Genomic DNA, 22,746 nt, shown 5'->3' on the forward strand with positions numbered 1-22,746 from the left:
AAGGCGTCGGGAACACATTGACTTAGGCAAGCCTAAGTAGGAGTATCGGGCGTGGCGGCAGTGCCGCCACGCCCGTTTCCTCTTTCCTGGAGGTCCGCCTTGGACGCCTTCTCTACGGTCATCCGCGTCGCGTCGCACGAGCAGCACACCGAGGCCGAGACGTCGACCTTCATGAGCGACCTGCTGGGCGGGCGGCTCGGAGTGGACGCGTACACCCGCTACACCGAACAGCTGTGGTTCGTGTACCGGGCCCTGGAGGAGGCGGCCGAGTCCCTGAAGGACGACCCGGTGGCGGGACCCTTCATCCGGCCCGAGCTGATGCGCGTCGCGGAGATAGAGCGGGACCTCGCGCACCTGCTGGGCCCGCAGTGGCGCCGGAACGTGGTGGCGCTGCCCTCGACCGAGGCCTACGCCGCACGGGTGGCCCAGTGCGCGGCCGAGTGGCCGGGCGGGTACGTCGCCCACCACTACACCCGCTACCTGGGCGACCTCTCCGGCGGGCAGATCATCCGCGACAAGGCGGAGCGCACGTGGGGCTTCGAGCGCAAGGGCGACGGCGTCCGCTTCTACGTCTTCGCGGACATCTCCAACCCCGCGGCCGTTTCAGGAGGCCGTGAGCGCCCACAGGGCCACGGGGCCCTGTGGCCACAGGAGCACGGGCGGGGCCGGCCGCTGCCGCCGCCCGTGCGGCGGCCGGGGCGCCGAGTTCGTCGTCCGGGCGCCGTCCCGCCGTGGCGACCGGCTCCCTCGTCGGCGCCCGCGTACCTTCCGGGTGCGGGACCTACGCCGGGTGCGCGGGCGGGGCGAAGCGGACGCGGCCGCCGACCTCGATCGTGCCGTCGGCGCCGGGGGCGGTGAGGATCTGGGAGCCGGCGCCCTGGGTGATGTTCAGGGAGCGGTCCAGCTGGGCCGTCAGCAGGATCGCCGCCGATCCGGTGGCCTCGTCCTCGGCGATGACGCCGTCGGGGCGGCGCGGGAAGCCCCGGGCCCGGACGCGGCCCGCGGCCTCGTCCTCCCACGCCCAGGCGTACAGCCAGCCTTCGCCGGGCGGCGGCGCCGGGAGCGCCTCGACCTCGGCGACGCTTGCGTACTGCTGGGTGCGCTTGTCCTCGACCCACTCGGGCCGGGCCGTGATCCAGGTGAACTCCCCGTCGTCACGGGCCCATACGGATCCGACGGGCGGCTGGAGCTCCTCGATGTCCAGCAACCACGCGACCCCGACCAGCGGGTGTCCCGCGAAGGCCATCCGCGTGCCGGGGGTGCGGATGTCGACGACCCCGCGCTCGGGGTCGTCGACGAACACCGTCTCGCTGTAGCCGAGTTCGGCGGCCAGTGCCTGCCGCGACGCGTCGTCGGGGCAGGTCCGGCCGTCGCGCACGACACCGAGCAGGTTGCCGTGGCGGCCGTCCCCCGCGCAGAAGACCTTCAGGACATCGAGATCGTTCACGCGGGAATTCAAGCACGGTTCAGACCTGGGCCGTACGGCGCCTGCGGGCCAGGTGGACGGCGCCGGCGCCGGCCGCGATGACGACACCGGAGGTGGTGAGCAGCGCCGCGGCCGGTATCTCGGCGCCGGTGTCGGCGAGGTTGCCGCCGACGGAGGCGCCGCCCACCGAACCGCCGCCCGCGGTGCCGCCGCCCGCGGTGCCTCCGGTACCGCCGGTGGTCGTGCCCGCCGAACCGCCGGTGGTGGTGCCGCCCGTGGACGGCGGCAGGGTGGCGTCCTTGTCCACCGCCACGGAGAAGGTGACCGGGTCGATCGGGTCGCCCGCCCGGTACATGGGGCCGGTCGTGTCGTTGGCGAAGGCGGCCGCGCCGTCGGCGGTGAAGGCCGCCGGTACGCCGTTCAGCGCCAGCACGCCGTGCTGGGTCTTGTAGTCGGTCTTCGACAGGTCGAGCGTGGCGAAGGCGACACCCGTCCTGCTGCCGGCGGCGTTCTTGACGTCGACGTACAGGGTGCCGGTCTTGCCGGTGGCGTCGATACGGGGGTTGCCGAAGGTCATGTCGATGCCGTGGGCGGCGTACTGGAAGCGGAGGGTGCCCTCGAAGGAGGCGTTCAGCTTCTGCTGCTTCACGTCCAGCTCGCCCTTGCCGAAGGCGAAGTCGAAGAGTTCGCCGTTCTTGGCGGCGCCGCCGGCCGGGGTGATCGAGCCCGCGCCCAGCACGTACCGGCGGAAGGACTCCTTCACGCCCCACGTCAGCTTGCCGTTCAGGACCTTCTGCGTGCCGTCGGCCGGGGTGGTGGGCTTGGGGTCCTGGGTGGGAGCGGGGTCCTTCGTGGGGGCGGGGTCCTTGGTGGGGGTCGGCTTCGTCGGGGTCGGTTCGGGGGCGGGCTCCTCGAACTTCAGGTGCGCGGTGAGCGGGTCTCCGGCCTTGTTCTCGTAGCCCGGGGAACCGAGCGCGTCCGCGGCCTCCTTGGTGAGGGTCGTCGCCAGGCCGGTCATCGACGGGCCGGCGAAGGCGACGGTGGCCAGCGGAACGTCCTGGGCGGTGGCACCGGACTTGGTGACGTCCGCGGTCAGCTTCTTGGTGCCGGTGTCGATGCGGATGTCCGAGAGCTTGACCTCGAAGCCGTGGCCGGTCGGCGGGGCGGGCGAGGAGAAGGTGACGCTGCCCTTGAAGGCCGCTTTCACGACGTGGCCGCCGGCCGGGTCGTACTGGCCGGTCGCCTCGATGAACCGCAGGGCGCCGTCGGCGTTCTGCTGGGCGCCCTCGGCGACGGTGATGGTGCCCTTGGCCATGCCGGTCACGTACGCGCGGTAGCCGGCGAGGACGCCCCAGTCGAGGGTGCCGCCGACGATCTTCACGGGGCCGGTCGGCGGGCCGCCCGCGGCGGTGGCCGGCAGGGAGAAGGCGGTGGTGCCGAGAGCGGCGGCGGTCAGGACGGCGGCCGCGAGGGAGATCGGGCGGCGGATGGACGACATCGCGGGGAACTCCTGGGAGACGGAAGGGAAAAGGGGGCGGGGGTGGGGCACTACTTCACCCCGTCGGCATCCGGCTCGGACCCGGCCGCTCCGGCGGAAGCCTCCGCCGCGGAGCCGGAGCCGGAGCCGTTGCCCGGAGCCGTGCCCGCGGGCGGGCCGGCCTGAGCCGAGGCCGAGGCCGGGGCCGATGCGGGCCCCGAGCCGGCAGCCGGGGTCGGGCCCGCCCCCGCGGAAGGACCAGCGCCCGAGGCGGCCGAGCCCGGCGTCGACACCTGACCCGAGGCCGCGGCCGAAGCCTGCGCCGAGCCAGAGGCCGAGGCCGGGGCCGGGGCCGGGGCAACCGACCCCGCGGCCGAAGCCTGCGCCGAACCCGAAGCCGGGCCCGGGGCCGGGGTGGCGGTGGCGGCCGGGTTCGGGCGGCGCTTGCGCAGCAGGAGGGCTGCGGCCACGGCCAGGAGCAGGGCGGCCGCGGCGAGGGCCGCGTAGAGGCCGGTGTTCGAGGAGGTGCCGGATTCCGCGGCGGGGGCGGGTTCGTCCGCCGACGGTGCGGGAGCGGGGGCCGCCGACGGCGAGGCCGTGGAGCCCAGATCGGGCAGGGCCGGCAGCTTCGCGGTGGCGTCGAGGGCGACGGCCAGCGAGACGGGGTCCATCTCGGTGCCGGCCTTGTACATGGAGTTGAAGGCCTGCGAACCGCCCTCGGTGAGGGTGGCGGGGGCCTCGGTCAGGGTGACGAGCGCGCCCTCGGCCTTCAGGGCCTTGGCGTCGAACTCGACCAGCGGGACGGCGTTCTTCGTCGCGCCCTGCGTGGTGACGTCCGCGGACAGCACGCCCTTGCCGTTCTCCACCTTCACGCCCACTTTGCCGAGCGTCAGGTCCAAGTGGGCGCCGGTGAACTGCACGGTGCCGGCGAACGCCGCGTCAAGCGTGCCTTTCCGGCCGTCGTACGCACCCTTGCCCTGCGGGAAGCGGAACAGCGCACCACCGTCCTGGGCGCCCTCGGCCAGGGTCCACTTGCCCTGGCCGACCGAACCGGTGACGTACTCGCGGAACGTGCGGCGCACCCCCCAGTCGACGGCGGCGTCGGCGAACGCGCCGGGCGCCTGCGGCGCCTCGGCCGTGGCGCCCGGCTGGGCGGTCGCCGGCTGCGAAACCTCCCCGGCGGGGGCCGTCTTGACGTCGGCCGAGAGCGAGAGCGGGTCGAGCCGCGTGCCGGCCGGGTAGTAGCCGGCGAACGCCTGGGCGCCCTGCGAGGTGAGGGTGGCCGGGATGCCGGTGAGGGTCAGCGGGGAGGCGCCGCCCTTCATGTTGATCCCGCCGACACCGAGCGTCGCGAAGGGCACCTGGCTCTGGTTGCTGACCGCACCGGTGTCCTTGGCCCGGCTGGAGACGTCCACGTACAGCGTCCCGCTCCCGCCGCTGATCTTGACGGTGGGGCGGCTGACGGTCATGTCCAGCTCGTGGACGCCGTCGGGCTTCTGGTGGCCCTGGAACGTCACCCCGCCGGAGTACGAGGCTTCGAACGCGCCCGTGTCGGGGTCGTACGAGCCGGTGGCCGAGTGGAAGCGGAACAGGCTTCCGCCGGCCGTGGCGGCTCCGCCCTTCAGCTGGAAACCGCCTTTTGCCACAGGACCGGTGACATAACTCTGGAAAGAGGATTTGATGCCCCAGTCGAGCCGACCCCCCTGTACGGTGCCCGCGTGAGCGGCGGTCGCCGGGAGCAGAGCCCCCAACAGGCCCGCCAGCAGGGCGATGGCGAGCGTACGGACGGGTCTCGCGGGCATGAATGCCCCCTCCAGGGTCTAGCAAGCAAGGTTAGGCTAACCTAAGCTACACCCAGGCCGGATGGAAACCCCCCGGTCCCCAGAACCTCAGTCGGACGATCAGGACGGTGCCTTCGTGCCTACGCCCGCCGCGTCACACCGCTTTCCCCGTCTCGCAGTTGCCGTGACAGCCCTGGCACTGGCGCTGACAGGCTGCGGAGGTACGGCCACCACTCCGGGCTCACCCGCCCCCGCCGCCGCTCCGGACCGGGTGGAACCGCTCGCCGCGACGCCGCAGCCCGCCCTGCCGGTGACGGTGCCCTCGGCCGACGGCGCCCAGGTGACCGTCACCTCGGCCGACCGGGTGATCCCGCTGACCGGCAGCCTCAACGAGATCGTCCACACGCTGGGGCTCGGCGGGCAGGTCGTCGCCCGCGACATCACGGCCACCTTCGAACAGGCCGCCCGGCTGCCGGTGGTGACACGTGGCCACGATGTCTCCGCCGAGAGCGTGCTCTCCCTGCGCCCCACGCTGGTGCTGGCGGAGACCACCACCGGTCCCGCCGAGGCAGTGCAGCAGATCCGCGACGCCGGCATCCCGGTCCTCGTCGTCGCTCCCGCCAAGGGGCTGGACGACGTTCCGAAGCGGATCGACGCCGTCGCCGCCGCGCTCGGCGTCAAGGACGCCGGCGCACAGCTGACCCGGCGCACGGCCGACCGGATCGCCGCCGTCCGCAAGAACGTTCCCGCGTCCGGGGGCAAGCAGCCCCGGGTGGCCTTCCTCTACCTGCGGGGCACCGCCTCCGTCTACCTGCTGGGCGGTTCGGACTCCGGCGCCGCCTCGCTGCTGGAGGCGGCCGGCGCGGTCGACACCGGCAAGGAGTCCGGCCTCGGCAAGGACTTCACCCCGATCACCAGCGAGGCCCTGGCGGCGGCGGCCCCCGACGCGATCCTGGTGATGTCCAAGGGGCTCGAATCGGTCGGCGGCATCGACGGACTGGTGAAGATCCCGGGCGTCGCCCAGACCCCGGCCGGTATGGACCGCCGCGTGGTCACGGTCGACGACGGCGTGCTGCTCAACTACGGCCCGCGCACGGACCAGGTCCTGTCCTCCCTGATCACCCAGCTCTACGGCAAGGGCTGAGATGACGCTCCCCGAAGCCGCCCCCACCCCCACCAAAGCCACCGCCCCCGGCACGGAAGCCGCTGCCCCCGGCACGGGAACCGCACCCGGCCCGGCCGCAGCCGCCCCTACCCCCGCCAAAGCCACCGCCCCCGGCACGGGAACCGCAGGCGGGTGGCGCGGCCGGAAGGCCCTGCTCCTCACCCTCGCCCTCGTCGCGACCCTGCTCCTCCTCGCCCTGGTCTCCGCCGGCACCGGCGCCTACCGCATCCCCACCGCGGACGTCCTCGCCTCCGCCCAGCACCGCCTGGGCCTCGGCGGGGCGCCGCTGGACCGGGTCGGCGAGAGCGTGCTGTGGAACGTACGCCTCCCCCGCGTCGTGCTGGCACTGCTCGTCGGCGCCTGCCTCGGCTGCGCGGGCGCGCTGATGCAGGGCGTCTTCGGCAACCCGCTCGCCGAGCCCGGCGTCATCGGCATCTCGGCGGGCGCGGCCGTCGGCGCGGTCGCCGCCATCGGCCTCGGACTCAGCTTCTTCGGCAACTGGACCATCACCGTCTGCGCGTTCGTCTCGGGACTGGCCACCGTCAGCGCCGTCTACCTCCTCTCCCGCAACGGCGGGAAGACGGAGGTCGTCACGCTCATCCTCACCGGCATCGCGGTCAACGCCTTCGCCGGCGCCCTCATCGGCCTGTTCGTGTTCTTCGCGGACAGCGGCCAGGTCAACCAGATCACCTTCTGGCAGCTGGGCTCCCTCGCCCAGGCCACCTGGCCCAAGGTCCTCGCGGTCCTGCCGTGCGCCGCCGCCGGCCTGTTCATCGCCCCCCTCTACGCCCGCCGGCTCGACCTCCTCTCGCTCGGCGAGCGGCCCGCACGCCACCTCGGCGTCGACGTCGAACGGCTGCGCCTGGCCCTGATCCTGGTCGTCGCGCTGCTCACCGCGGCCGCCGTGGCCGTCGCCGGCGTCATCACCTTCGTCGGCCTGCTCGTCCCGCACCTGCTGCGCATGGCCAACGGCCCCGGCCACCGCTTCCTGGTCCCGGGCAGCGCCCTGGCCGGCGCCGTGGTCCTGGTCGCCGGCGACCTCGCCGCCCGGACCCTCGCCCAGCCGGCCGAGCTGCCGCTCGGCGTCCTGACCGCCCTCATCGGCAGCCCGTTCTTCTTCTGGCTGCTGCGTCGCACCCGCCGCAAGCAAGGAGGCTGGGCGTGACCCGCACCCACACCACCGCCCCCGGAACCGGCGCGGCGAGGCCTGGCGCGCTGTCGCGCCTGTTCGCCCGCGGCCGCCGCACCGTCCCGGCCCGGCCGGCCCCCGGCACGGCCCTCGCCGAAGCCGTGGACCTGCACGTCCGGCTCGGGCAGCGCGAGGTGCTCGCCGGTATCGACCTGTCCGCCCGGGCCGGGGAGGTGCTGGCTCTGGTCGGCCCGAACGGCGCGGGCAAGTCCACCCTCCTCGCCGCGCTCGCGGCGGACCTGCCCGCCGCCTCCGGGGAAGTCCGCATCGACGGCCGCCCGGTGGGCGACTGGAGCGCCCCGGATCTCGCGCTGCGCCGCTCGGTCCTGCCCCAGGCGGCCGCACTGTCGTTCCCCTTCCCGGTGGGGGACGTCGTACGGATGGGCCGCGCGCCCTGGGCCGGCACCCCCTTCGCCGAAGCGGACGAGGAGGCCGTCGCCGCGGCGATGGCCGTGGTCGAGGTCGGCGAATTCGCCGCGCGCCCCTTCTCCGCTCTCTCCGGTGGCGAGCGGGCCCGCGTCGCGCTGGCCCGCGTACTGGCCCAGCGGGCGCCGCTGCTGCTGCTGGACGAGCCCACGGCCGCCCTCGACCTGCGCCACCAGGAACTGGTGCTGCGCATCTGCCGGGAGCGGGCCCGGGCCGGTGACGCGGTCGTCGTCGTCCTGCACGACCTGGGGCTGGCCGCCGCCTACGCGGACCGGGCCGCCGTCCTGCACGACGGGCGGATCGCCGCGGACGGCCCGCCGGCCGAGGTGTTCGAGGATGCCCTCCTCAGCCGCGTGTACCGGCAGCCCGTCGAGGTGCTCCCGCACCCCCGGACGGGGGCCCCGCTGGTGGTCCCCGTACGAGCCGTGGAGGGCTCGTACGACGGCCTCGTGTCCCAGGCCGGGACGTGAGAGCTGAAGTGCACTGTCCGCAGCCCGGTTCCGGCAAGACGTCCGCGACGACGCCCGACGAGCGGACGCCGCGCACCATGAGGGGCTTCAAGGACGTGTGGGTGTTCGTGCGGGCGTCGGCACGGGCCTCCCGCCTGCGGCGACCCGGTGGCCGCGCCCGCCGGCTGACGGTTCACCAGAGCCTGTCGACGCTGCCGGGGTGGAGCGGGACGCGCACGGCGGTGAAGGCCGCCCGGTCCGCGGCCGGGGTCTCGGTGAAGAAGGCCGCCATCACCGCCTTGTCGAAGCCCGGGGCGTCGGTGGCCAGCGGGTCCCCGGGGGTCCCGCCCACGAGGACCGTGCCCGGCAGCGGGGCGAAGCCGGCCGCCTCGTAGAACGGCGCGAGGGGCCGGTCGCAGCTGAACAGGGCCAGGTCCACGGCCGGGTCCGCGGCGAGTTCCGCGCGGGCCGCGGCCACCAGCCGCCCGCCGAAGCCCTGTCCGCGCAGCGCGCTGCGCGTCACGACGGAGCTCAGCCCGGCCGCCCGGTAGGTGCGCCCGGCGAGCGGGATCCCCTTGTACAGCAGCGCCAGCGCGGCGGCCACCGCCCCTTCGTCGTCGAGGAGCAGGAGGGTGCGCGGCGCCAGCGCCGGGTCGTGCCCCGGGGTGGAGCCGGGCCAGGCCTCCGCCTCCAGGTCCGCGACCTGGACGGCCAGCGCCGCGGGCACGTCGGCTTCGGCGAAGCCCAGCACCCGCGGTTCCGCGCTCACGCTGCGGCTCCGCACCCGGCGGGCGGCCGCGCCGCCGCCGGGGCTGCGTCCCGGGCCCGGCTCCTCATGTGTCGCAGGTGCCGGGTCACGGGATGCGGACCGCCGCGCCGCCGACGCGGACGCGGGGGTCGCCCTCGCGCAGTTCGACCGTGAGGACGCCGGGGCGGCCCATGTCCGCGCCCTGGTGCAGGGTCAGCACGGCGTCCTGCGGGACCAGGCCGAGGGCGCGGGCGTACGCGCCGAAGGCGGCCGCCGCGGCCCCCGTCGCCGGGTCCTCGACGACGCCGCCGACCGGGAACGGGTCGCGTACGTGGAACTCCCGCGGGCCCGCCCGGTGCACCAGCTGGACGGTGGTGAGGTCCAGGCGCCGCATCAGCGCCTCCAGCCGGGCGAAGTCGTAGTCGAGGTCCGCGAGCCGGGCCCGGGTGGCGGCGCCGATCACCAGGTGGCGGGCTCCGGCGTAGGCGATCCGCGGCGGGAACGCCGGGTCGAGGTCGGCCTGCGGCCACTCCAGCGCGGCGAGCGCCTCGGCGAGGTCGGCGGCGGCGATCTCCTCGATGTGCGGCTCGACGCTGGTCAGTGTGGCCCTCAGGCGGCCGTGCTCGGCGGTGACGGACACCGGGACGGTTCCCGCCCGGGTGGCGAGGAGGAGCTCGCCGGCTCCGATCCGCTCCGCGAGCGCGACGGCCGTGGCGACGGTGGCGTGGCCGCAGAAGGGGACCTCCGCCTTCGGGCTGAAGTAGCGCACGGTGAAGGAGCGGCCCTCCTGGCCGCCGAGCCCCTCGGGCGGGTCGGTGAGGAAGGCCGTCTCGCTGTAGCCCAGCGTGGCGGCGATCTCCAGCATCGCGTCCTCGTCCAGCCCGGAGGCGTCGAGGACGACCCCGGCGGGGTTGCCGCCGTCCGGGTCGTCGGAGAACGCGGTGTAGCGCAGTACCTCGGTATCGGTCATGCGGTCATGATCGGCGCCGTCGGCGCGTCGTGGCAACGGGGGCCGGGCAGCGGTTCAGCCGCGGCCGATGTACGGCATGGCGGTCGCCATCACCGTCGCGAACTGCACGTTCGCCTCCAGCGGGAGCTCGGCCATGTGCAGGACCGTGCGGGCCACGTCGGCGGCGTCCATGACCGGTTCGACGGCCAGCTGCCCGTTGGCCTGGAGGATGCCGGCCTGCATCCGCTCGGTCATCTCGGTCGCCGCGTTGCCGATGTCGATCTGGCCGCAGGCGATCCGGTACGGCCGCCCGTCGAGCGACAGGGACTTCGTCAGGCCGGTCATGGCGTGCTTGGTCGCGGTGTAGGCGATCGAGTTCGGGCGGGGCACGTGGGCGGAGATGGAGCCGTTGTTGACGATGCGGCCGCCTTGCGGGTCCTGGCCCTTCATCTGCCGGAAGGCGGCCTGCGCGCAGAGGAAGGCCCCGGTGAGGTTGACGTCGACGACCGAGCGCCAGGCCTCGTAGGTGATGTCCTCCAGCGGGACGCCGCCGGGCCCGAAGGTGCCCGCGTTGTTGAAGAGCAGGTCGAGGCGTCCGTAGCGGGCCCGCACTGACTCGAACAGCCGATTCACCTCGTCCGGGTCGCTGACGTCGGCCGGCACGCACAGTACGTCGGCGTCGGCCCCGGCCGCGGCGGCGGTCTCCTGGAGCGGTTCGGCCCGACGGCCGGCCAGGGCCACGGCCCATCCCGCCGCGGCCAGGGTCAGGGCCACCGAGCGGCCGATACCGGAGCCGGCGCCGGTCACCACGGCGATCTTCTTCGTAGGTTCGTCCATGGGGCCGCAGGGTACGTCACAGCGCGCTCCGGTCCCGGGACGTTCCGATTGCTGAGAGCATGGGTCGGTCAGGGGTGCATAAAAGCAGATGAGAAGACTGGAGTTCCGCATGTCGGAGAGAGGCCCCGCGACGGCACCCTCGCACGACTCGTCGCCCGAATCGCCCTCCGCCCCCAGCGCCACCGCGTCCCTGACGCGCGCCCGCCGCACGAGCCTGCTCGTCACCTTCATACTCGGCGGGCTCACCGCCCTCCCCCCGCTGTCCATGGACATGTACCTGCCGGCCCTGCCGCAGGTCACCGACGCCCTGAACAGCCCCGCGGCGACCATCCAGCTCACCCTCACCGCCTGCCTCGCCGGCATGGCCCTGGGCCAGCTCGTCATCGGCCCGATGAGCGACAAGTGGGGCCGCCGCCGGCCGCTGCTCGTCGGCATGGTGGTCTACGTCCTGGCCACCGCCATCTGCGCCCTCGCCCCGACCGCCGAGCTGCTGATCGCCTTCCGGCTGCTCCAGGGCCTCGCCGGGGCCGCCGGCGTCGTCATCGCCCGCGCCGTCGTGCGCGACCTGTACGACGGCGACGAGATGGCCCGCTTCTTCTCCACCCTGATGCTCATATCCGGGGCCGCCCCGATCGTCGCGCCGCTCATAGGCGGCCAGGTGCTGCGCTTCGCCGACTGGCGGGGCGTCTTCGTCGTCCTCACCGGTGTCGGCATGCTCCTCACCCTGATGGTCTGGCGCGGCCTCGGCGAGACCCTGCCGCCCGAGCGGCGGCACACCGGCGGCGTCGGCTCCGCCCTGCGGACCATGCGCGGACTGCTCGGCGACCGGGTCTTCACCGGCTACACCCTGACCGGCGGCTTCGCCTTCGCCGTCCTCTTCGCCTACATCTCCGCCTCCCCCTTCGTGGTGCAGGAGATCTACGGGGCGTCGCCCCAGACCTTCTCCCTGCTCTTCGGCCTGAACTCGGTCGGCCTGATCCTCGTCGGGCAGGTCAACGGCAAGCTGCTGGTCGGCCGGGTCCGCCTGGACAAGGTGCTGGCCGTGGGCCTCGCGGTCGTCCTGGCCTCCGCGGTGTCCCTGCTGCTGATGGCGACGGGCGCCTTCGGCGAGGTCGGGCTGGCACCCATCGCGGGCGCACTGTTCGTCCTCATGTCGGCGATGGGCATCGTGCTGCCGAACACCAACGCGCAGGCACTGATGCGGACCCCGCACGCGGCCGGATCGGCCTCCGCGCTGCTCGGCACCTCCTCCTTCCTGGTCGGCGCGATCGCGTCGCCGCTGGTGGGCATCGCGGGCGAGGACACGGCGGTCCCGATGGCACTGGTGCAGCTGGTGTGCGCGGTGCTCTCGGTGAGCTGCTTCCTGGCCCTGTGCCGGCCCTGGCAGAAGCGGGACGCGCAGACCGCGCCCGCCGCGGCCGAGGACTGAGCCGAGCGGCCGGGGCCGGGGCCGGGCCTCGCGGAGGCCCCGGCCCGGGCCGCACGGACGGCCCCGGCCCCGGCTCGCCGTAAACTCGGCAGGTGAACCTCTCCGCCCCCACCACCGCCGACACCCTCCGCAGCACGCTCGGCGGGCTGCTCGACGGCCTCCCGCCCAAGCAGGCCTCGGCCGCCGTCGAACGGCTCATCGCCAACTACCGGGGGCGGACCCCCACCGACGCACCCGTACTGCGCGACCGCTCGGACGTCGCCGCGTACGCGGCGTACCGCATGCCCGCCACCTTCGAGGCCGTACGGGCCGCCCTGGACGCCCTGGCCGAGGCCGCGCCCGACTGGGCGCCCGCCTCGCACGTCGACGTGGGCGGCGGCACGGGGGCGGCGACCTGGGCGGTGGACGCCACCTGGGACGGCCCGCGGCAGACCACCGTGCTGGACTGGGCCGAGCCCGCGCTGGCCCTCGGCCGGGAACTGGCGGCGGCCTCCGGCTCACCGGTGCTGCGCGGCGCCGAGTGGCGGCGGGCCGTCATCGGCTCCGGCATGGCGATCCCCGACGCCGACCTGGTGACGGTGTCGTACGTGCTCGGTGAACTGACCCCGCAGGCCCGCACGGCCGTCGTCGCCGAGGCGGCCCGGGCCGGCCGGGCGGTGGTGCTGATCGAGCCGGGCACGCCCGAGGGCTACCTGCGCATCCGCGAGGCCCGCGACCAGCTGATCGCTGCGGGGCTGAAGGTCGCCGCGCCGTGCCCCCACGACGGGACCTGCCCCATCGAGGTCGGCAAGGACTGGTGCCATTTCTCGGCGCGGGTCAGCCGCTCCTCCCTGCACCGGCAGGTCAAGGGCGGCTCGCTGCCGTACGAGGACGAGAAGTTCAGCTACGTCGCGGCGACCCGCTTCCCGGTGGAGCCGGCCGCCTCCCGGATCACGCGCAAGCCGCAGATCCGCAAGGGGCTCGTCCTGCTGGAGCTGTGCGGCCCCGCGGAGGGCGACGGCGCCGGCCTGACCCGCGTCAACGTGACCAAGCGCCACGGCGACCTCTACAAGGCCGCGCGGGACGCCGACTGGGGCCGGGCCTGGCCGCCGCCCTCCGAGGACGCCGGGAACTAGGCGGCGCCGAGCCCTGGGCCGGGTCGCAGCTCCTGGGTGCAGCACTTCACGCTGCCGCCGCCCTTGAGCAGTTCCCCGAGGTCCATCGGGATCGGTTCGAACCCCCGCTCGCGCAGCGGGCCGAACAGCCCGGTCGCCGCCTGCGGCAGCAGCACGTGCCGGCCGTCGGACACCGCGTTCAGGCCGAGGGCTGCGGCGTCCCGCCCGTCGGCGATCAGCGCGTCGGGGAAGAGCCGCCTGAGCACGCCCCGGCTCCCGGGTGAGAAGGCCTCCGGGTAGTACATGACCTCGTCGCCGTCGAGGACGCTGAGCGCCGTGTCCAGGTGGTAGTAGCGCGGGTCCACCAGGTCGAGCCCGATGACGGGCCGGCCGAAGAACTCCTGGGCCTCGTCGTGCGAGAGCGGGCTGGAGCGGAAGCCGCGGCCGGCGAGGATGAAGCTCGCCGTGACGGCGAAGTCGCCCTCGCCCTCGTTGACGTGGGCGGGCTCGCGGATGTCCCGGTAGCCGTGGCTGCGGAACCAGTCGAGGTGCCGTCCGGCCTCGGCGGCGCGTTCGGGATGGGCGAACCGGGCCCCGAGGACCCTGCCGTCGACCACCAGGGCCCCGTTCGCCGCGAACACCATGTCGGGCAGCTCGGGATCCGGTACCAGGGTCTCGACGGTGTGGCCCAGGGACACGTACCGGTCCCTGAGGTCCTCCCACTGGGTCTGTGCGAGGGGCAGGTCCACCGGTTTCGTGGGATCCATCCACGGATTGATGGAGTACGTGACCTTGAAGTGTGCGGGTGGGCACATCAGATAGCGCCGGGGTGTGGCGTCTCTGCGCAAAGAAGGCTCCTCACGGCTTTCACGACTCGGGACGAGTGCTGGAGAGAATCGTCTCTCCTGGACCGGGACGACGCAGTGGACCGATGGGGTGGTTTACCGAACCGTTGAGAGACGAGGAGAGCGAGAGACGAGACGTCTCGCTTTGATAGTTTCGGGGCATGACCAGAACCCCTGACGCCACACGCCGCAGCGACCGCTCCCGGCGCGCCATCCTCGACGCCGCGCTCGCCCTGGTGGGGGAGGTCGGCTACAACAAGCTGACCATCGAGGCCATCGCCGCCCGCGCCGGCGTCGGCAAGCAGACCATCTACCGCTGGTGGCCCTCGAAGGCCGCCGTCCTCCTGGAGGCCTCCCTCGCCCTCGCCGGGGACGCGGAGGCGGATGCCGAATGGGCCGGCTTCCCCGACACCGGGGACCTCGCCGCCGACCTGAAGTCCGTGCTGCGGGCGACGGTCGACGAGTTCAACGACGAGAAGTACGAGGCCCCCGCGCGCGCCCTGACCGCGGCCGGCGCCACCGACCCCGAGCTCGGCGCCCGGTTCACCGAGCAGTTGCTGGAGCCGCAGCTCGCCCTCTACGAGGCCCGGTTGCGCACGGCCCGCGAGGCCGGCCAGCTCGCGCCCGACACCGACCTGCGACTGACGGTGGAGATGCTGCTCGGGCCGCTGACGTACCGCTGGCTGCTGCGCACCGCGCCGCTCACGCACGCGTACACCGACGCACTGGTGGACAGGGTGCTCGGCGGGGTGGCAAACGTCACCGCCCGCCAGGCGGCCGACCACCTGCGTTCACCCCGGAATGTTTGCCCTGATTCTGCGGGTATGTAGGGATTGGCGTTCACCCATCCCCGGCCCCCCGGTCTCACAGAGCGGTCACCCGGGGCGCAGGATGGTGGGACCATGTGAAGGTCTGCCGGGGAAACGGTGAGGTGAGGGGATAGATGGGGTCTGAGTCCGGCCGCGTCGAACGCGGCGAGCAGAGCAGGATCTCCCAGTGGCTGCGCCGGCGGCAGAAACCCACCGCCGAGGACCCCGTACGCGAGCGCGAGGCGCTCCTCCTGGCCGTCGCCGCCGCCGGTCTCCCCCTCGCCCCCGCCGCGCATCCCGTCGGCTATCGATGTTCGTGCGACCGCATCGGCTGTCCGACCCCCGCACGACATCCCGTCTCCTTCGCCTGGCAGACCCAGTCGACCACCGACCGCGCACAGATCGAGCGGTGGGCGCGCAACCAGCCCCAGGCCAACTTCATCACCGCGACCGGCATGGTCCACGACGTGCTCGACGTCCCGTTGGAAGCCGGCGCCGCCGCCCTGACGCGGCTCCTGGAAGCCGGCATCAAGGTCGGCCCCGTCGCCGAATCGGCCGGCACCGGTGACCAGGCCCGGATGCTCTTCTTCACCGCCACCCGCGGCACCCCCGAGGACGAGGACGAGTGGTGGCCGTGCGCGCTGGACTGCCACCCCGAAACCATGGACGAACACCCGGGGCTGCGCTGGCACTGCCGCGGCAGCTACGTCCTGGTCCCGCCGGCGGCCCTCCCCGGCGACCAGGCGGTGACCTGGATCCGCGGCATGGAGCACCCCCTCCCGGACCCGCTCACCCTCCTGGAAACCCTGACGGACGCCTGCGCCGCGTACGCCGACACCTCCGACCGCACCCCGGCGACGGTGGCCTGGCCGCTGGGCCGTTGAGACGTGGAGCGCCGGGGGCGGCGCCCCCGGCCACAGCGCGTCAGTGGTGGATCTGCGTCACGACCACGTCGAGGGACCAGGCGCGGCCCGCCTTCGCGGGGGCCTGCGCCTCGACCACGTAGCCGAGGTCCCGCAGGGCCGTCACCAGCTCGGCGGGCGAGCCGGGCACCGCGCCGGCCACCAGCAGGTCCCGGACCAGCCGGCCCTTCGTCGCCTTGTTGAAGTGGCTCACCACGGACCGCTTCTCCACGCCGTCGACCATCTGCGAGTGCAGCACCCGCACGGTCGCGGTCCGGCCCGCGACCTCGCCCTTGGGCTTCCACGCCGTCGCGTACGCCGCCGAACGAAGGTCCAGCACCAGCCCGTCCCCGGCCGCGGCGGGCAGCACCTCGGCCATCGGGGCGCGCCAGTACGCGCCGAGCGCGCCCAGCCCCGGCAGCTTCACACCCATCGAGCAGCGGTACGAGGGGATGCGGTCGGTGACGCGCACCGCGCCCCACAGCCCCGAGAAGACGAGCAGCGCATCCTCGGCGACGGTCCGCGCCGGCGCGGGCAGGTCGGCCAGGCCCAGCGCGTCGTAGAGCACGCCGGTGTAGATCTCCCCCGCCGGGCGGGCCGCCGCCGAGCGCAGCTCCGCGTTCTTCGCGACCTCGCCGCGCAGGCCCTCGCTCAGGCCCAGCACCTCACGGGCCTTCAGCTCGTCGCCCGTGCACAGGTCGAGCAGTTCCTCCAGCACCGCCGCGCGGGCCGGCGCCAGGCCGGGCAGCGACAGCTCCTGCGGCTCCAGCGGTGCGCCGGATCCTCCGGCGGCCTTTCCCTCGGAGGGCGGCAGCAGCACGAGCACGGTGGTTCTCCTTCGGTACGACACGTCGCAGGGGATGCGGCCCCCCGGCCAGGGTAGACGCCCGCCCGGCCCCCTCCGCCTACGCCGGCCGGCGCAGGGCCGAGACCAGGGCGCGGGGGTCGTCGGCGTGGAAGCGGATGGTGCGGGCCGACGCGCGGGCGCCGAGCGGGCGGGTGAAGGTGAGCGGGCGGTTCAGCTCCAGGGTCACCGTGGTCTGGCTGCCGACGATGAGGTCGAGCACCCCGTCCGGGGAGAGCGTGACCAGCCGCCCTTCGGGATAGCGGCGCTCCACCCGTACGCAGGCCACCGCGTCCGGCGGGACGGCGAGGTCGAAGAGGGCGCCGTAGCGGATCCGCAGCGAGCCGTCGGCGCCGACCACGTGCGGCCGGGTGACGCAGGCGGCGTGCAGGGCGATCACCAGCACGATCCCGTACACGTCCAGCACGAGCACCACCCGGTGGACGGCCGGCCAGGGGATGAGGAGGGCGAGCGCGACGGTCTCGACGACCGACACGAAGAGCATCCCGTACATGAGGGCCGTCTGCGGTTCGGTGTACGCGGCGGCGAGGTCGCCGGGGCGCACCCCGTGCTTGCGGCGCAGGACCCACCGGCCGAGGGAGGCGCCGGCCCGCAGCTCGTGCCGCAGCAGCCGCCGGACCTGGACCGGGACCACGGCCCGGACGGCCGTACGCAGGGCGGCCCCGCGTTCCTCCCCGGCGGCGCGGGCGGCGGCGTACAGCCGGTGCAGCACCCACGCCTCCAGCAGGAGCACCCCGCACACCACGGCCTCGGCGGCGGCCAGGACCGGCGCTGGCGGCCGTACCCCGGCCGCCGCGCACACCACGAGCGCCAGCTCCGCCGGCAGCACCGCGGCCACCGCGATCCGTGCCGCCCGCACCGCGCGGGTCATCCCCGCCCCCTCTCGATGAAGGCCTCCATCACCCGGCGGACGACCTCCGCCTGCGCGGGCGCGTACTCGGCGAGCAGCGCCTCCTTGAAGCCGGGTACGACCGCCCCGTCCCGGGGGATCGCGGCGAACACCTCGTCGGGGACCGCCGCCACCAGCTCCGCCGCCAGTCCCGGGATCCGCGGGTCGTCCGCGGGGGCGTCGGCGAGTTCGTCCAGCCGCTCGTACAGGGCGAGCACCCCGGGGTCGGCGGCCAGCGGTCCGAGCGCGGCGTAGATCTCCTCGCCGCCCGCGCCCGGGGCGTCGAGGAGCGTCAGGTGCTCGCGGTCCTTCGCCGCGGCCGGGGAGCCGGTGCGCGGCGCCTTCGCCAACAGCTCGGCGAGCGCGGGCGAGATCGGCTCGCCCTCCCCGGGGTCCGCGGCCAGGAGCACGCCGAGCCGTCGCCGCCGCTCCTTGACCTCGGCCTCCTGCCGGGCGAGGTCGGCGTCGAGCTCCGCCAGGACGTCCGCCAGGTCGCGCCCGGCGTCGTCCGCGAGGACGTCGCGGACCTCGTCGAGGCTGAGCCCGAGCTCGGTGAGCCGCCGTACGCGGGCCAGCAGGACGGCGTCCCGGACGGTGTAGGCCCGGTATCCGTTGGGGCGACGCTCCGGTTCCGGGAGCAGGCCGACATGGTGGTAGTGCCGGATCGCCCGGGTGGTGACCCCGACGACCGCGGCGATCTCTCCGATCCGCATGCCCCCAGTAGAAACCCTGCCGTTGCGGCAAGGTCAAGCGGCGATCGCACAGCCGGTAGCATGGTCGCCACGGCAGACGAGTCGGCCGGGCGGCCGCGTCGGGATCCTCCGGATCCCGCCGAGGAACGTCCGGGCTCCACAGGGCAGGGTGGTGGGTAACGCCCACCCGGGGTGACCCGCGGGACAGTGCCACAGAAAACAGACCGCCGGGGGCTTCGGCCCTCGGTAAGGGTGAAACGGTGGTGTAAGAGACCACCAGCGCCTGGGGTGACCCAGGCGGCTAGGTAAACCCCACCCGGAGCAAGGTCAAGAGGATCCGTCCCCGGACGGGTCTGCGCGAACGCTTGAGGGCTGCCCGCCCGAGTTCGCGGGTAGACCGCACGAGGCCGGCGGCAACGCCGGTCCTAGATGGATGGCCGTCTCCCCGGCGACCGCGAGGTCACCGGGTGACAGAACCCGGCGTACAGGCCGGCTCGTCTGCCGCTTCCACTCCCGTTCGGGGGCGAGCGGTCTTCCCGGCCCGGGGCATGCGGCCCGGCCTCCCGCCGGTACCCGGACCACCGCGGGGCGGAATCGGAGCGGTGAGGGGCGGTGCCCCCGCCGGAGTATCTCCTCGGCTCCCCCCGTGCCAGGCGGCTCCCGCCGGGGTGGCAGGGATTCCCTGGGGCGGTGCCCCGCTGGAGTATCTCCTCGGCTCGGCGCGTGCCAGGCGGCTCCCGCCGGGGGTGGCAGGGTTTCCGCGGGGCGGGGACAGCGGGGTGTGGGGCGGTGCCCCGCCGGAGTATCTCCTCGGCTCCGCGCGTGCCAGGGCGGCTCCCGCCGGGGTGGCAGGTTTCCGCGGGGCGGGGAAAGCGGAGTGTGGGGCGGTGCCCCGCCGGAGTGTCTCCTCGGCTCGGCGCGTGCCAGGGCGGCTCCCGCCCGGGGTGGCAGGGATTCCCTGGGGCGGTGCCCCCGCCGGAGTATCTCCTCGGCTCGGCGCGTGCCAGGGCGGCTCCCGCCCGGGGTGGCAGCATTTCCCTGGGGCGGTGCCCCGCCGGAGTATCTCCTCGGCTTGGCGCGTGCCAGGCGGCTCCCGCCGGGGGTGGCAGGGTTTCCGCGGGGCGGGGACAGCGGGGTGTGGGGCGGTGCCCCGCCGGAGTGTCTCCTCGGCTCGGCGCGGGCCCCTGGGCTCCCGCCGGGGTGGCAGGTTTTTCGCGGGGCGGGGACAGCGCGGTGTGGGGCGGTGCCCCGCCGGAGTGTCTCCTCGGCTCGGCGCGTGCGGGTGTGTCTCGGCCAGGCGGCCTGGGTCGCGCGCTCGTCCTGCGGGGACACTCCGCCGTGTCCCCACCCCACGCCCAGGCTTCGGGGTTTGCGGAACCGGGCTCGCGCTGTCGGAGCGGGGACGGTGAGGGGTGTCCCCGCAGGACGAGGCGCGACCGCCGAGTACCGCCGAGACACCCCGCGGGCGCCGAGCCGAGGAGATACCCCTCGGCGGCACCGCGCACCGCCCGCCACCGCGACGGATCCCGCCCGGCGGATCGGCGCCGGCCCCGCCAGGGGTACGGCACCGGGCCCGAATCCTGCCCCGCCCCGCCAGGGATACGGCACCGCCCGCCACCGCGACGGATCCCGCCCAACTCCACGCGGACGAGCATGCGCAGCCCCCCGCGCGGAGCGGCCGGGCAGCCCCGTACAACGCCGAGTCCGGATCCCGACCGCCGCCGCCGGGGCCTACCGCAGGTGCGCGGTGTCGTTCAGGAGGCGGACCGAGGCGTTGCCGTCGGCGTAGTAGGCCACCGCCGACAGGGACGCCGCGGACAGCTCCATCCGGAAGAGGGACTCCGGCGGGGCGCCGAGGGCCAGGCGGACCAGGATCTTGACCGGGGTCACGTGGGTGACCAGCAGGACGGTGCGGCCCGCGTGTGCGGCCAGCAGCCGGTCGCGGGTGGCCGAGATCCTGCGGGTGGCGGCCGCGAAGCTCTCCCCGCCGCCGGTGGGGGCGGCCTTCGGGGAGTCCAGCCACGCCTGGAGGTCGTCCGGGAAGCGCTCCTGCACCTCGGCGAAGGTCAGGCCCTCCCAGGCACCGAAGTCCACCTCGCGCAGGCCCTGTTCGACGGTGACGTCGAGGCCGAGGCGGTCTGCGACGGTGTGGGCGGTCTCGCGGCAGCGCAGCAGCGGCGAGCTGACGACCGACTGGATGGTCCCGCGGGCGGCGAGCGCCTCGGCGACGGCCGCCGCCTGGCGTCGGCCGGCCGGGGACAGCTCGGGGTCGCTCCCCCCGCTCCCGGAGAACCGCTTCTGCGGGGTGAGCGCGGTCTCGCCGTGGCGCAGCAGCACGAAGGTGGCCGGCGCGCCCATGTCGGGACCCCAGCCCTGGCCCGCTGCGGGAGCCGCCGCGGTCGTCGCGTGGCCGGCCCGGTCGTGCGCCGGCGGCGCCGACGGGGTCGATCCGCCCGGACCGGAGCCGGGCGCCGCCAGGAGGGTGTCGGCCCCTGCCTCCGCGGGCGCCGGCGCGGGGGCCGCAGCCGTCCGGGCCCCGGCGGGCGGCGGGCCGAACAGCGTGTCGGCGTCGGCGGCGATGCCGCGGGCGGCCACGGTGTCCGCGGCCCCGCGGGCCGCGGCCAGGGCCGCTCGGGCGGCCGCGGCGCCCGCGGCGGCGTCGCCGGGCGGACCCGGCGGGGGTGTGAAGACGGCCGTGGAGGCCGACGGCTCCCACTGCTTGCCGCGCTTGCCCGCGTCCATCGCCTCGTTGGCGAGCCGGTCGGCGTGCTTGTTGCGCTCGCGCGGGATCCACTCGTACGTCACCTGGGCGCGCGGCAGGATCCGCGCGGCCTCGGCCGCCAGCGGCTTCATGTCCGGATGCTTGATCTTCCAGCGGCCCGACATCTGCTCGACGACGAGCTTGGAGTCCATCCGGACCAGGACCTCGGCGTCCGACGCGAGGTCACGGGCCGCCGTGAGCCCGGCGATCAGGCCCTTGTACTCGGCCACGTTGTTCGTCGCGACGCCGATGAACTCGGCGCGTTCGGCCAGCGTCTCGCCCGAGGCCGGGTCGAGGACGACGGCGCCGTAGCCTGCCGGCCCCGGGTTGCCCCGGGACCCGCCGTCCGCCTCGACGACGAAACGCGGCATCAGATGCCCGAGTCGGCCGTACGGACCAGGATGCGGCCGCAGTTCTCGTGACGGACGACCTGGTCGCGGGCCGCGGCCTTGATCTCGTTGACCTCGGCCATGTCGAGCTCCAGCCGGCAGCCCTCGCAGCGGCGCTGGTAGAGGCGCGCGGCGCCGACCCCGCCCTGCTTGACGCGGATCTTCTCGTAGAGGGCCATCAGGTCGGCCGGCATGGAGGTGACGATCACCTCGCGGTCCTTGGTGGCCTTGGCGACCTCGTCGTCGATCTCGGCGGTGGCCGCGTCACGGCGGGTGGTGGCGTCGGCCACCTTGGCCTCCAGGGCGGAGACCCGCTCGGTGAGCTCGGTGACGCGCTCCTGCGCGGCTTCGAGGCGCTCCATGACCTCCAGGACCACGTCCTCCAGGTCGCCCTGGCGCTTGGCGAGGGAGACGACCTCGCTCTGCAGGTTCGCCAGGTCCCGGGCCGAGATGCCGACGCCGGAGTCCAGGCGCTGCTGGTCGCGGACCGCGCGCTGGCGCACCTGGTCGACGTCCTGCTCCGCCTTGGTCTGCTCGCGCGCCGTGTCGCTCGCCTGGGTCTGGGCGGCGACCAGCAGGTCGCGCTGCTGCGTCAGGTCCTTGGTGAGCGTGTCGAGCTCGGCGTGCTCGGGCAGCGACTTGCGCTTGTGGGCGAGCTGAGACAGCCGGACGTCCAGCGCCTGGACATCGAGAAGTCGGATCTGGTCGGCGGGCTCGGCGTTCAGTTGGGGGCTCCTGAGATAGAAGAGGGAGTTGAGGAGACGACGGACGGCGCGTGCGCCGTCCAGGGGTCGGTGACCGTGCGCGAGACGTGGGTGCGCAGACCCCAGCCGTGGCGCTCGGAGATCGCGTCGAGCTGTGCGGCGGCCTGCTCGCACCAGGGCCACTCGGTGGCCCAGTGGGCCGCGTCGACGAGGGCCAGCGGGCTCTGCTCGCGGGCCTCGGACACCGGGTGGTGACGCAGGTCGGCGGTCACGAAGGCGTCCACGCCCGCGGCGCGGACCTCGGCGAAGAGGCTGTCGCCGGAGCCACCGCTGACGGCGACGCGGTGGATCATCGCGTCCGGGTCGCCGGCGACCCTGATGCCCTGGGCGGTCGGCGGCAGCCAGGCCGCGCAGCGGGCGGCGAACTCGCGCAGGGTCTCGGGACGGTCCAGCTCGCAGATCCGGCCGAGGCCCCGGCGGCCCGCCGGGTCGGTCGGGTCCGGGACCAGCGGGCCGGTGATCCGCAGGTCCAGGGCGCCGGCGAGGGCGTCGGAGACGCCCGGGTCGGCGGTGTCGGCGTTGGTGTGGGCGACGTGCAGCGCGATGTCGTTCTTGATCAGCGTGTGGACGACGCGGCCCTTGAAGGTGCCGGCCTCGACCGTGGTGGTACCCCGCAGGTAGAGGGGGTGGTGGGTGACGATCAGGTCGGCACCGAGGTCCACGGCTTCGTCGGCGATCTCCTGGACGGGGTCCACGGCGAACAGGACCCGGGTGACCTCGGCATCGGGTTCGCCGCATACGGTTCCGACCGCGTCCCACTGCTCGGCCCGCGAGGGGGGCCAGAGAGCGTCCAGCGCGGCGATGACTTCAGAGAGACGGGGCACGGGCCAAGGCTACCGTCCGTGGCGGCCGGCCCGGTC

Annotated in this window: 19 protein-coding genes, 1 other RNA gene and 2 pseudogenes; 9 read left to right on the forward strand and 13 right to left on the reverse strand. The window is 74.5% G+C overall.

The genetic code is table 11. The features are described 5' to 3' along the window. Nucleotides 1-99 precede the first annotated feature (99 nt). Nucleotides 100-600: pseudogene (locus tag AVW11_RS21035) on the forward strand (biliverdin-producing heme oxygenase); the annotation flags it as partial. Between the two features lie 181 nt (nucleotides 601-781). Here the strand turns inward: AVW11_RS21035 and AVW11_RS21040 are convergent. The 3 genes from AVW11_RS21040 to AVW11_RS21050 are packed head-to-tail and all read right to left on the reverse strand — an operon-like array spanning nucleotide 782 to nucleotide 4,705. After that, nucleotides 782-1,447 carry a PhzF family phenazine biosynthesis protein gene (locus AVW11_RS21040; protein WP_107423308.1) on the reverse strand — a complete coding sequence of 222 codons (666 nt, stop codon included), beginning with the start codon at nucleotides 1,445-1,447 and terminating at the stop codon, nucleotides 782-784. Nucleotides 1,448-1,466: 19 nt separating this feature from the next. Then, nucleotides 1,467-2,924, reverse strand: coding sequence for an HtaA domain-containing protein (locus AVW11_RS21045; RefSeq protein ID WP_076045292.1), 1,458 nt, complete (start codon nucleotides 2,922-2,924; stop codon nucleotides 1,467-1,469). A gap of 50 nt (nucleotides 2,925-2,974) precedes the next feature. Next, on the reverse strand, nucleotides 2,975-4,705 hold the full coding sequence (locus AVW11_RS21050; RefSeq protein WP_079250719.1) for an HtaA domain-containing protein: 1,731 nt from the start codon (nucleotides 4,703-4,705) through the stop codon (nucleotides 2,975-2,977). A 61-nt stretch (nucleotides 4,706-4,766) separates the two neighbouring features. Between AVW11_RS21050 and AVW11_RS21055 the strand changes: the two genes are divergently transcribed. From AVW11_RS21055 to AVW11_RS21065, 3 genes are read left to right on the forward strand one after another with little or no spacing between them, the layout of a single operon-like run. Continuing rightward, nucleotides 4,767-5,828, forward strand: coding sequence for a heme/hemin ABC transporter substrate-binding protein (locus AVW11_RS21055; RefSeq protein ID WP_076045294.1), 1,062 nt, complete (start codon nucleotides 4,767-4,769; stop codon nucleotides 5,826-5,828). Nucleotide 5,829: 1 nt separating this feature from the next. Further along, a complete protein-coding gene (locus AVW11_RS21060; protein ID WP_076045296.1) occupies nucleotides 5,830-7,014 on the forward strand; it encodes a FecCD family ABC transporter permease in 1,185 nt (394 codons plus the stop codon). Between the two features lie 50 nt (nucleotides 7,015-7,064). Further along, the gene (locus AVW11_RS21065; RefSeq protein ID WP_076045338.1) at nucleotides 7,065-7,934 is read left to right on the forward strand and encodes a heme ABC transporter ATP-binding protein; all 870 of its coding nucleotides are present in this window, start codon (nucleotides 7,065-7,067) and stop codon (nucleotides 7,932-7,934) included. Between the two features lie 172 nt (nucleotides 7,935-8,106). Here the strand turns inward: AVW11_RS21065 and AVW11_RS21070 are convergent, their stop codons facing one another. The 3 genes from AVW11_RS21070 to AVW11_RS21080 all read right to left on the reverse strand — a co-directional run bounded on the left by AVW11_RS21070 (nucleotide 8,107) and on the right by AVW11_RS21080 (nucleotide 10,447). Further along, the gene (locus tag AVW11_RS21070) at nucleotides 8,107-8,682 is read right to left on the reverse strand and encodes a GNAT family N-acetyltransferase (protein ID WP_060178259.1); all 576 of its coding nucleotides are present in this window, start codon (nucleotides 8,680-8,682) and stop codon (nucleotides 8,107-8,109) included. 85 nt (nucleotides 8,683-8,767) lie between these two features. Next, complete coding sequence (locus tag AVW11_RS21075) at nucleotides 8,768-9,631, reverse strand: PhzF family phenazine biosynthesis protein (protein WP_060178260.1); 864 nt, start codon at nucleotides 9,629-9,631, stop codon at nucleotides 8,768-8,770. 54 nt (nucleotides 9,632-9,685) lie between these two features. Continuing rightward, complete coding sequence (locus AVW11_RS21080) at nucleotides 9,686-10,447, reverse strand: SDR family oxidoreductase (protein WP_060178261.1); 762 nt, start codon at nucleotides 10,445-10,447, stop codon at nucleotides 9,686-9,688. A 109-nt stretch (nucleotides 10,448-10,556) separates the two neighbouring features. Here AVW11_RS21080 and AVW11_RS21085 point away from each other — a divergent pair, with 109 nt between their 5' ends. Together AVW11_RS21085 and AVW11_RS21090 are read left to right on the forward strand one after the other, a co-directional pair. Then, nucleotides 10,557-11,876: a Bcr/CflA family multidrug efflux MFS transporter gene (locus AVW11_RS21085; RefSeq protein WP_078094137.1), complete on the forward strand. Its 1,320-nt coding sequence runs from the start codon at nucleotides 10,557-10,559 to the stop codon at nucleotides 11,874-11,876. A gap of 92 nt (nucleotides 11,877-11,968) precedes the next feature. Next, entirely contained in the window at nucleotides 11,969-12,991 is a 1,023-nt protein-coding gene (locus AVW11_RS21090; RefSeq protein WP_076045300.1) for a small ribosomal subunit Rsm22 family protein, read from the forward strand. Here AVW11_RS21090 and ddaH read toward each other — a convergent pair. After that, nucleotides 12,988-13,836, reverse strand: a pseudogene (gene ddaH, locus AVW11_RS21095) (dimethylargininase); the annotation flags it as partial. The gene AVW11_RS21090 and the pseudogene ddaH sit on opposite strands and share 4 nt — an antisense overlap. A 140-nt stretch (nucleotides 13,837-13,976) precedes the next feature. Between ddaH and AVW11_RS21100 the strand changes: the two are divergent. Together AVW11_RS21100 and AVW11_RS21105 are read left to right on the forward strand one after the other, a co-directional pair. Continuing rightward, complete coding sequence (locus AVW11_RS21100) at nucleotides 13,977-14,645, forward strand: TetR/AcrR family transcriptional regulator (protein ID WP_051700440.1); 669 nt, start codon at nucleotides 13,977-13,979, stop codon at nucleotides 14,643-14,645. Between the two features lie 113 nt (nucleotides 14,646-14,758). Beyond that, on the forward strand, nucleotides 14,759-15,508 hold the full coding sequence (locus AVW11_RS21105) for a bifunctional DNA primase/polymerase (protein WP_060178264.1): 750 nt from the start codon (nucleotides 14,759-14,761) through the stop codon (nucleotides 15,506-15,508). Between the two features lie 40 nt (nucleotides 15,509-15,548). Here the strand turns inward: AVW11_RS21105 and yaaA are convergent, their stop codons facing one another. From yaaA to AVW11_RS21120, 3 genes are all read right to left on the reverse strand, one after another. Continuing rightward, a complete protein-coding gene (gene yaaA, locus AVW11_RS21110; RefSeq protein WP_030848995.1) occupies nucleotides 15,549-16,352 on the reverse strand; it encodes a peroxide stress protein YaaA in 804 nt (267 codons plus the stop codon). A 79-nt stretch (nucleotides 16,353-16,431) separates the two neighbouring features. After that, on the reverse strand, nucleotides 16,432-17,262 hold the full coding sequence (locus AVW11_RS21115; protein ID WP_076045304.1) for a hypothetical protein: 831 nt from the start codon (nucleotides 17,260-17,262) through the stop codon (nucleotides 16,432-16,434). Beyond that, the gene (locus AVW11_RS21120; RefSeq protein WP_076045306.1) at nucleotides 17,259-17,993 is read right to left on the reverse strand and encodes a MerR family transcriptional regulator; all 735 of its coding nucleotides are present in this window, start codon (nucleotides 17,991-17,993) and stop codon (nucleotides 17,259-17,261) included. Before AVW11_RS21120 ends, AVW11_RS21115 begins: the two co-directional genes overlap by 4 nt. Nucleotides 17,994-18,070: 77 nt before the next feature. On the opposite strand from AVW11_RS21120, the gene rnpB reads away from it, so the two are divergent. Then, nucleotides 18,071-18,473: RNase P RNA component class A (gene rnpB / locus AVW11_RS21125), an RNA gene on the forward strand. 1,230 nt (nucleotides 18,474-19,703) lie between these two features. Here rnpB and AVW11_RS21130 read toward each other — a convergent pair. The 3 genes from AVW11_RS21130 to AVW11_RS21140 are packed head-to-tail and all read right to left on the reverse strand — an operon-like array spanning nucleotide 19,704 to nucleotide 22,710. Further along, nucleotides 19,704-21,104 carry a bifunctional RNase H/acid phosphatase gene (locus tag AVW11_RS21130; RefSeq protein WP_076045308.1) on the reverse strand — a complete coding sequence of 467 codons (1,401 nt, stop codon included), beginning with the start codon at nucleotides 21,102-21,104 and terminating at the stop codon, nucleotides 19,704-19,706. Further along, the gene (locus AVW11_RS21135; protein ID WP_199818587.1) at nucleotides 21,104-21,847 is read right to left on the reverse strand and encodes a zinc ribbon domain-containing protein; all 744 of its coding nucleotides are present in this window, start codon (nucleotides 21,845-21,847) and stop codon (nucleotides 21,104-21,106) included. The genes AVW11_RS21130 and AVW11_RS21135 overlap by 1 nt, the downstream gene beginning before the upstream one ends. Beyond that, complete coding sequence (locus AVW11_RS21140) at nucleotides 21,844-22,710, reverse strand: Nif3-like dinuclear metal center hexameric protein (RefSeq protein ID WP_030852456.1); 867 nt, start codon at nucleotides 22,708-22,710, stop codon at nucleotides 21,844-21,846. Before AVW11_RS21140 ends, AVW11_RS21135 begins: the two co-directional genes overlap by 4 nt. Nucleotides 22,711-22,746 lie beyond the last annotated feature (36 nt).

Source organism: Streptomyces amritsarensis (assembly GCF_001953875.1).
GTDB lineage: Bacteria > Actinomycetota > Actinomycetes > Streptomycetales > Streptomycetaceae > Streptomyces > Streptomyces amritsarensis.

Excerpts from the sequence above, each read along its gene's own strand:
- AVW11_RS21085 (WP_078094137.1), top strand. The coding sequence starts at position 10,557 with ATGTCGGAGAGAGGCCCCGCGACGGCACCCTCGCACGACTCGTCGCCC.
- AVW11_RS21120 (WP_076045306.1), bottom strand. The coding sequence starts at position 17,993 with ATGCGGATCGGAGAGATCGCCGCGGTCGTCGGGGTCACCACCCGGGCG.
- AVW11_RS21060 (WP_076045296.1), top strand. The coding sequence starts at position 5,830 with ATGACGCTCCCCGAAGCCGCCCCCACCCCCACCAAAGCCACCGCCCCC.
- AVW11_RS21050 (WP_079250719.1), bottom strand. The coding sequence starts at position 4,705 with ATGCCCGCGAGACCCGTCCGTACGCTCGCCATCGCCCTGCTGGCGGGC.
- AVW11_RS21075 (WP_060178260.1), bottom strand. The coding sequence starts at position 9,631 with ATGACCGATACCGAGGTACTGCGCTACACCGCGTTCTCCGACGACCCG.
- AVW11_RS21055 (WP_076045294.1), top strand. The coding sequence starts at position 4,767 with ATGGAAACCCCCCGGTCCCCAGAACCTCAGTCGGACGATCAGGACGGT.
- AVW11_RS21080 (WP_060178261.1), bottom strand. The coding sequence starts at position 10,447 with ATGGACGAACCTACGAAGAAGATCGCCGTGGTGACCGGCGCCGGCTCC.
- AVW11_RS21130 (WP_076045308.1), bottom strand. The coding sequence starts at position 21,104 with ATGCCGCGTTTCGTCGTCGAGGCGGACGGCGGGTCCCGGGGCAACCCG.
- AVW11_RS21045 (WP_076045292.1), bottom strand. The coding sequence starts at position 2,924 with ATGTCGTCCATCCGCCGCCCGATCTCCCTCGCGGCCGCCGTCCTGACC.
- AVW11_RS21105 (WP_060178264.1), top strand. The coding sequence starts at position 14,759 with ATGGGGTCTGAGTCCGGCCGCGTCGAACGCGGCGAGCAGAGCAGGATC.
- AVW11_RS21100 (WP_051700440.1), top strand. The coding sequence starts at position 13,977 with ATGACCAGAACCCCTGACGCCACACGCCGCAGCGACCGCTCCCGGCGC.
- AVW11_RS21115 (WP_076045304.1), bottom strand. The coding sequence starts at position 17,262 with ATGACCCGCGCGGTGCGGGCGGCACGGATCGCGGTGGCCGCGGTGCTG.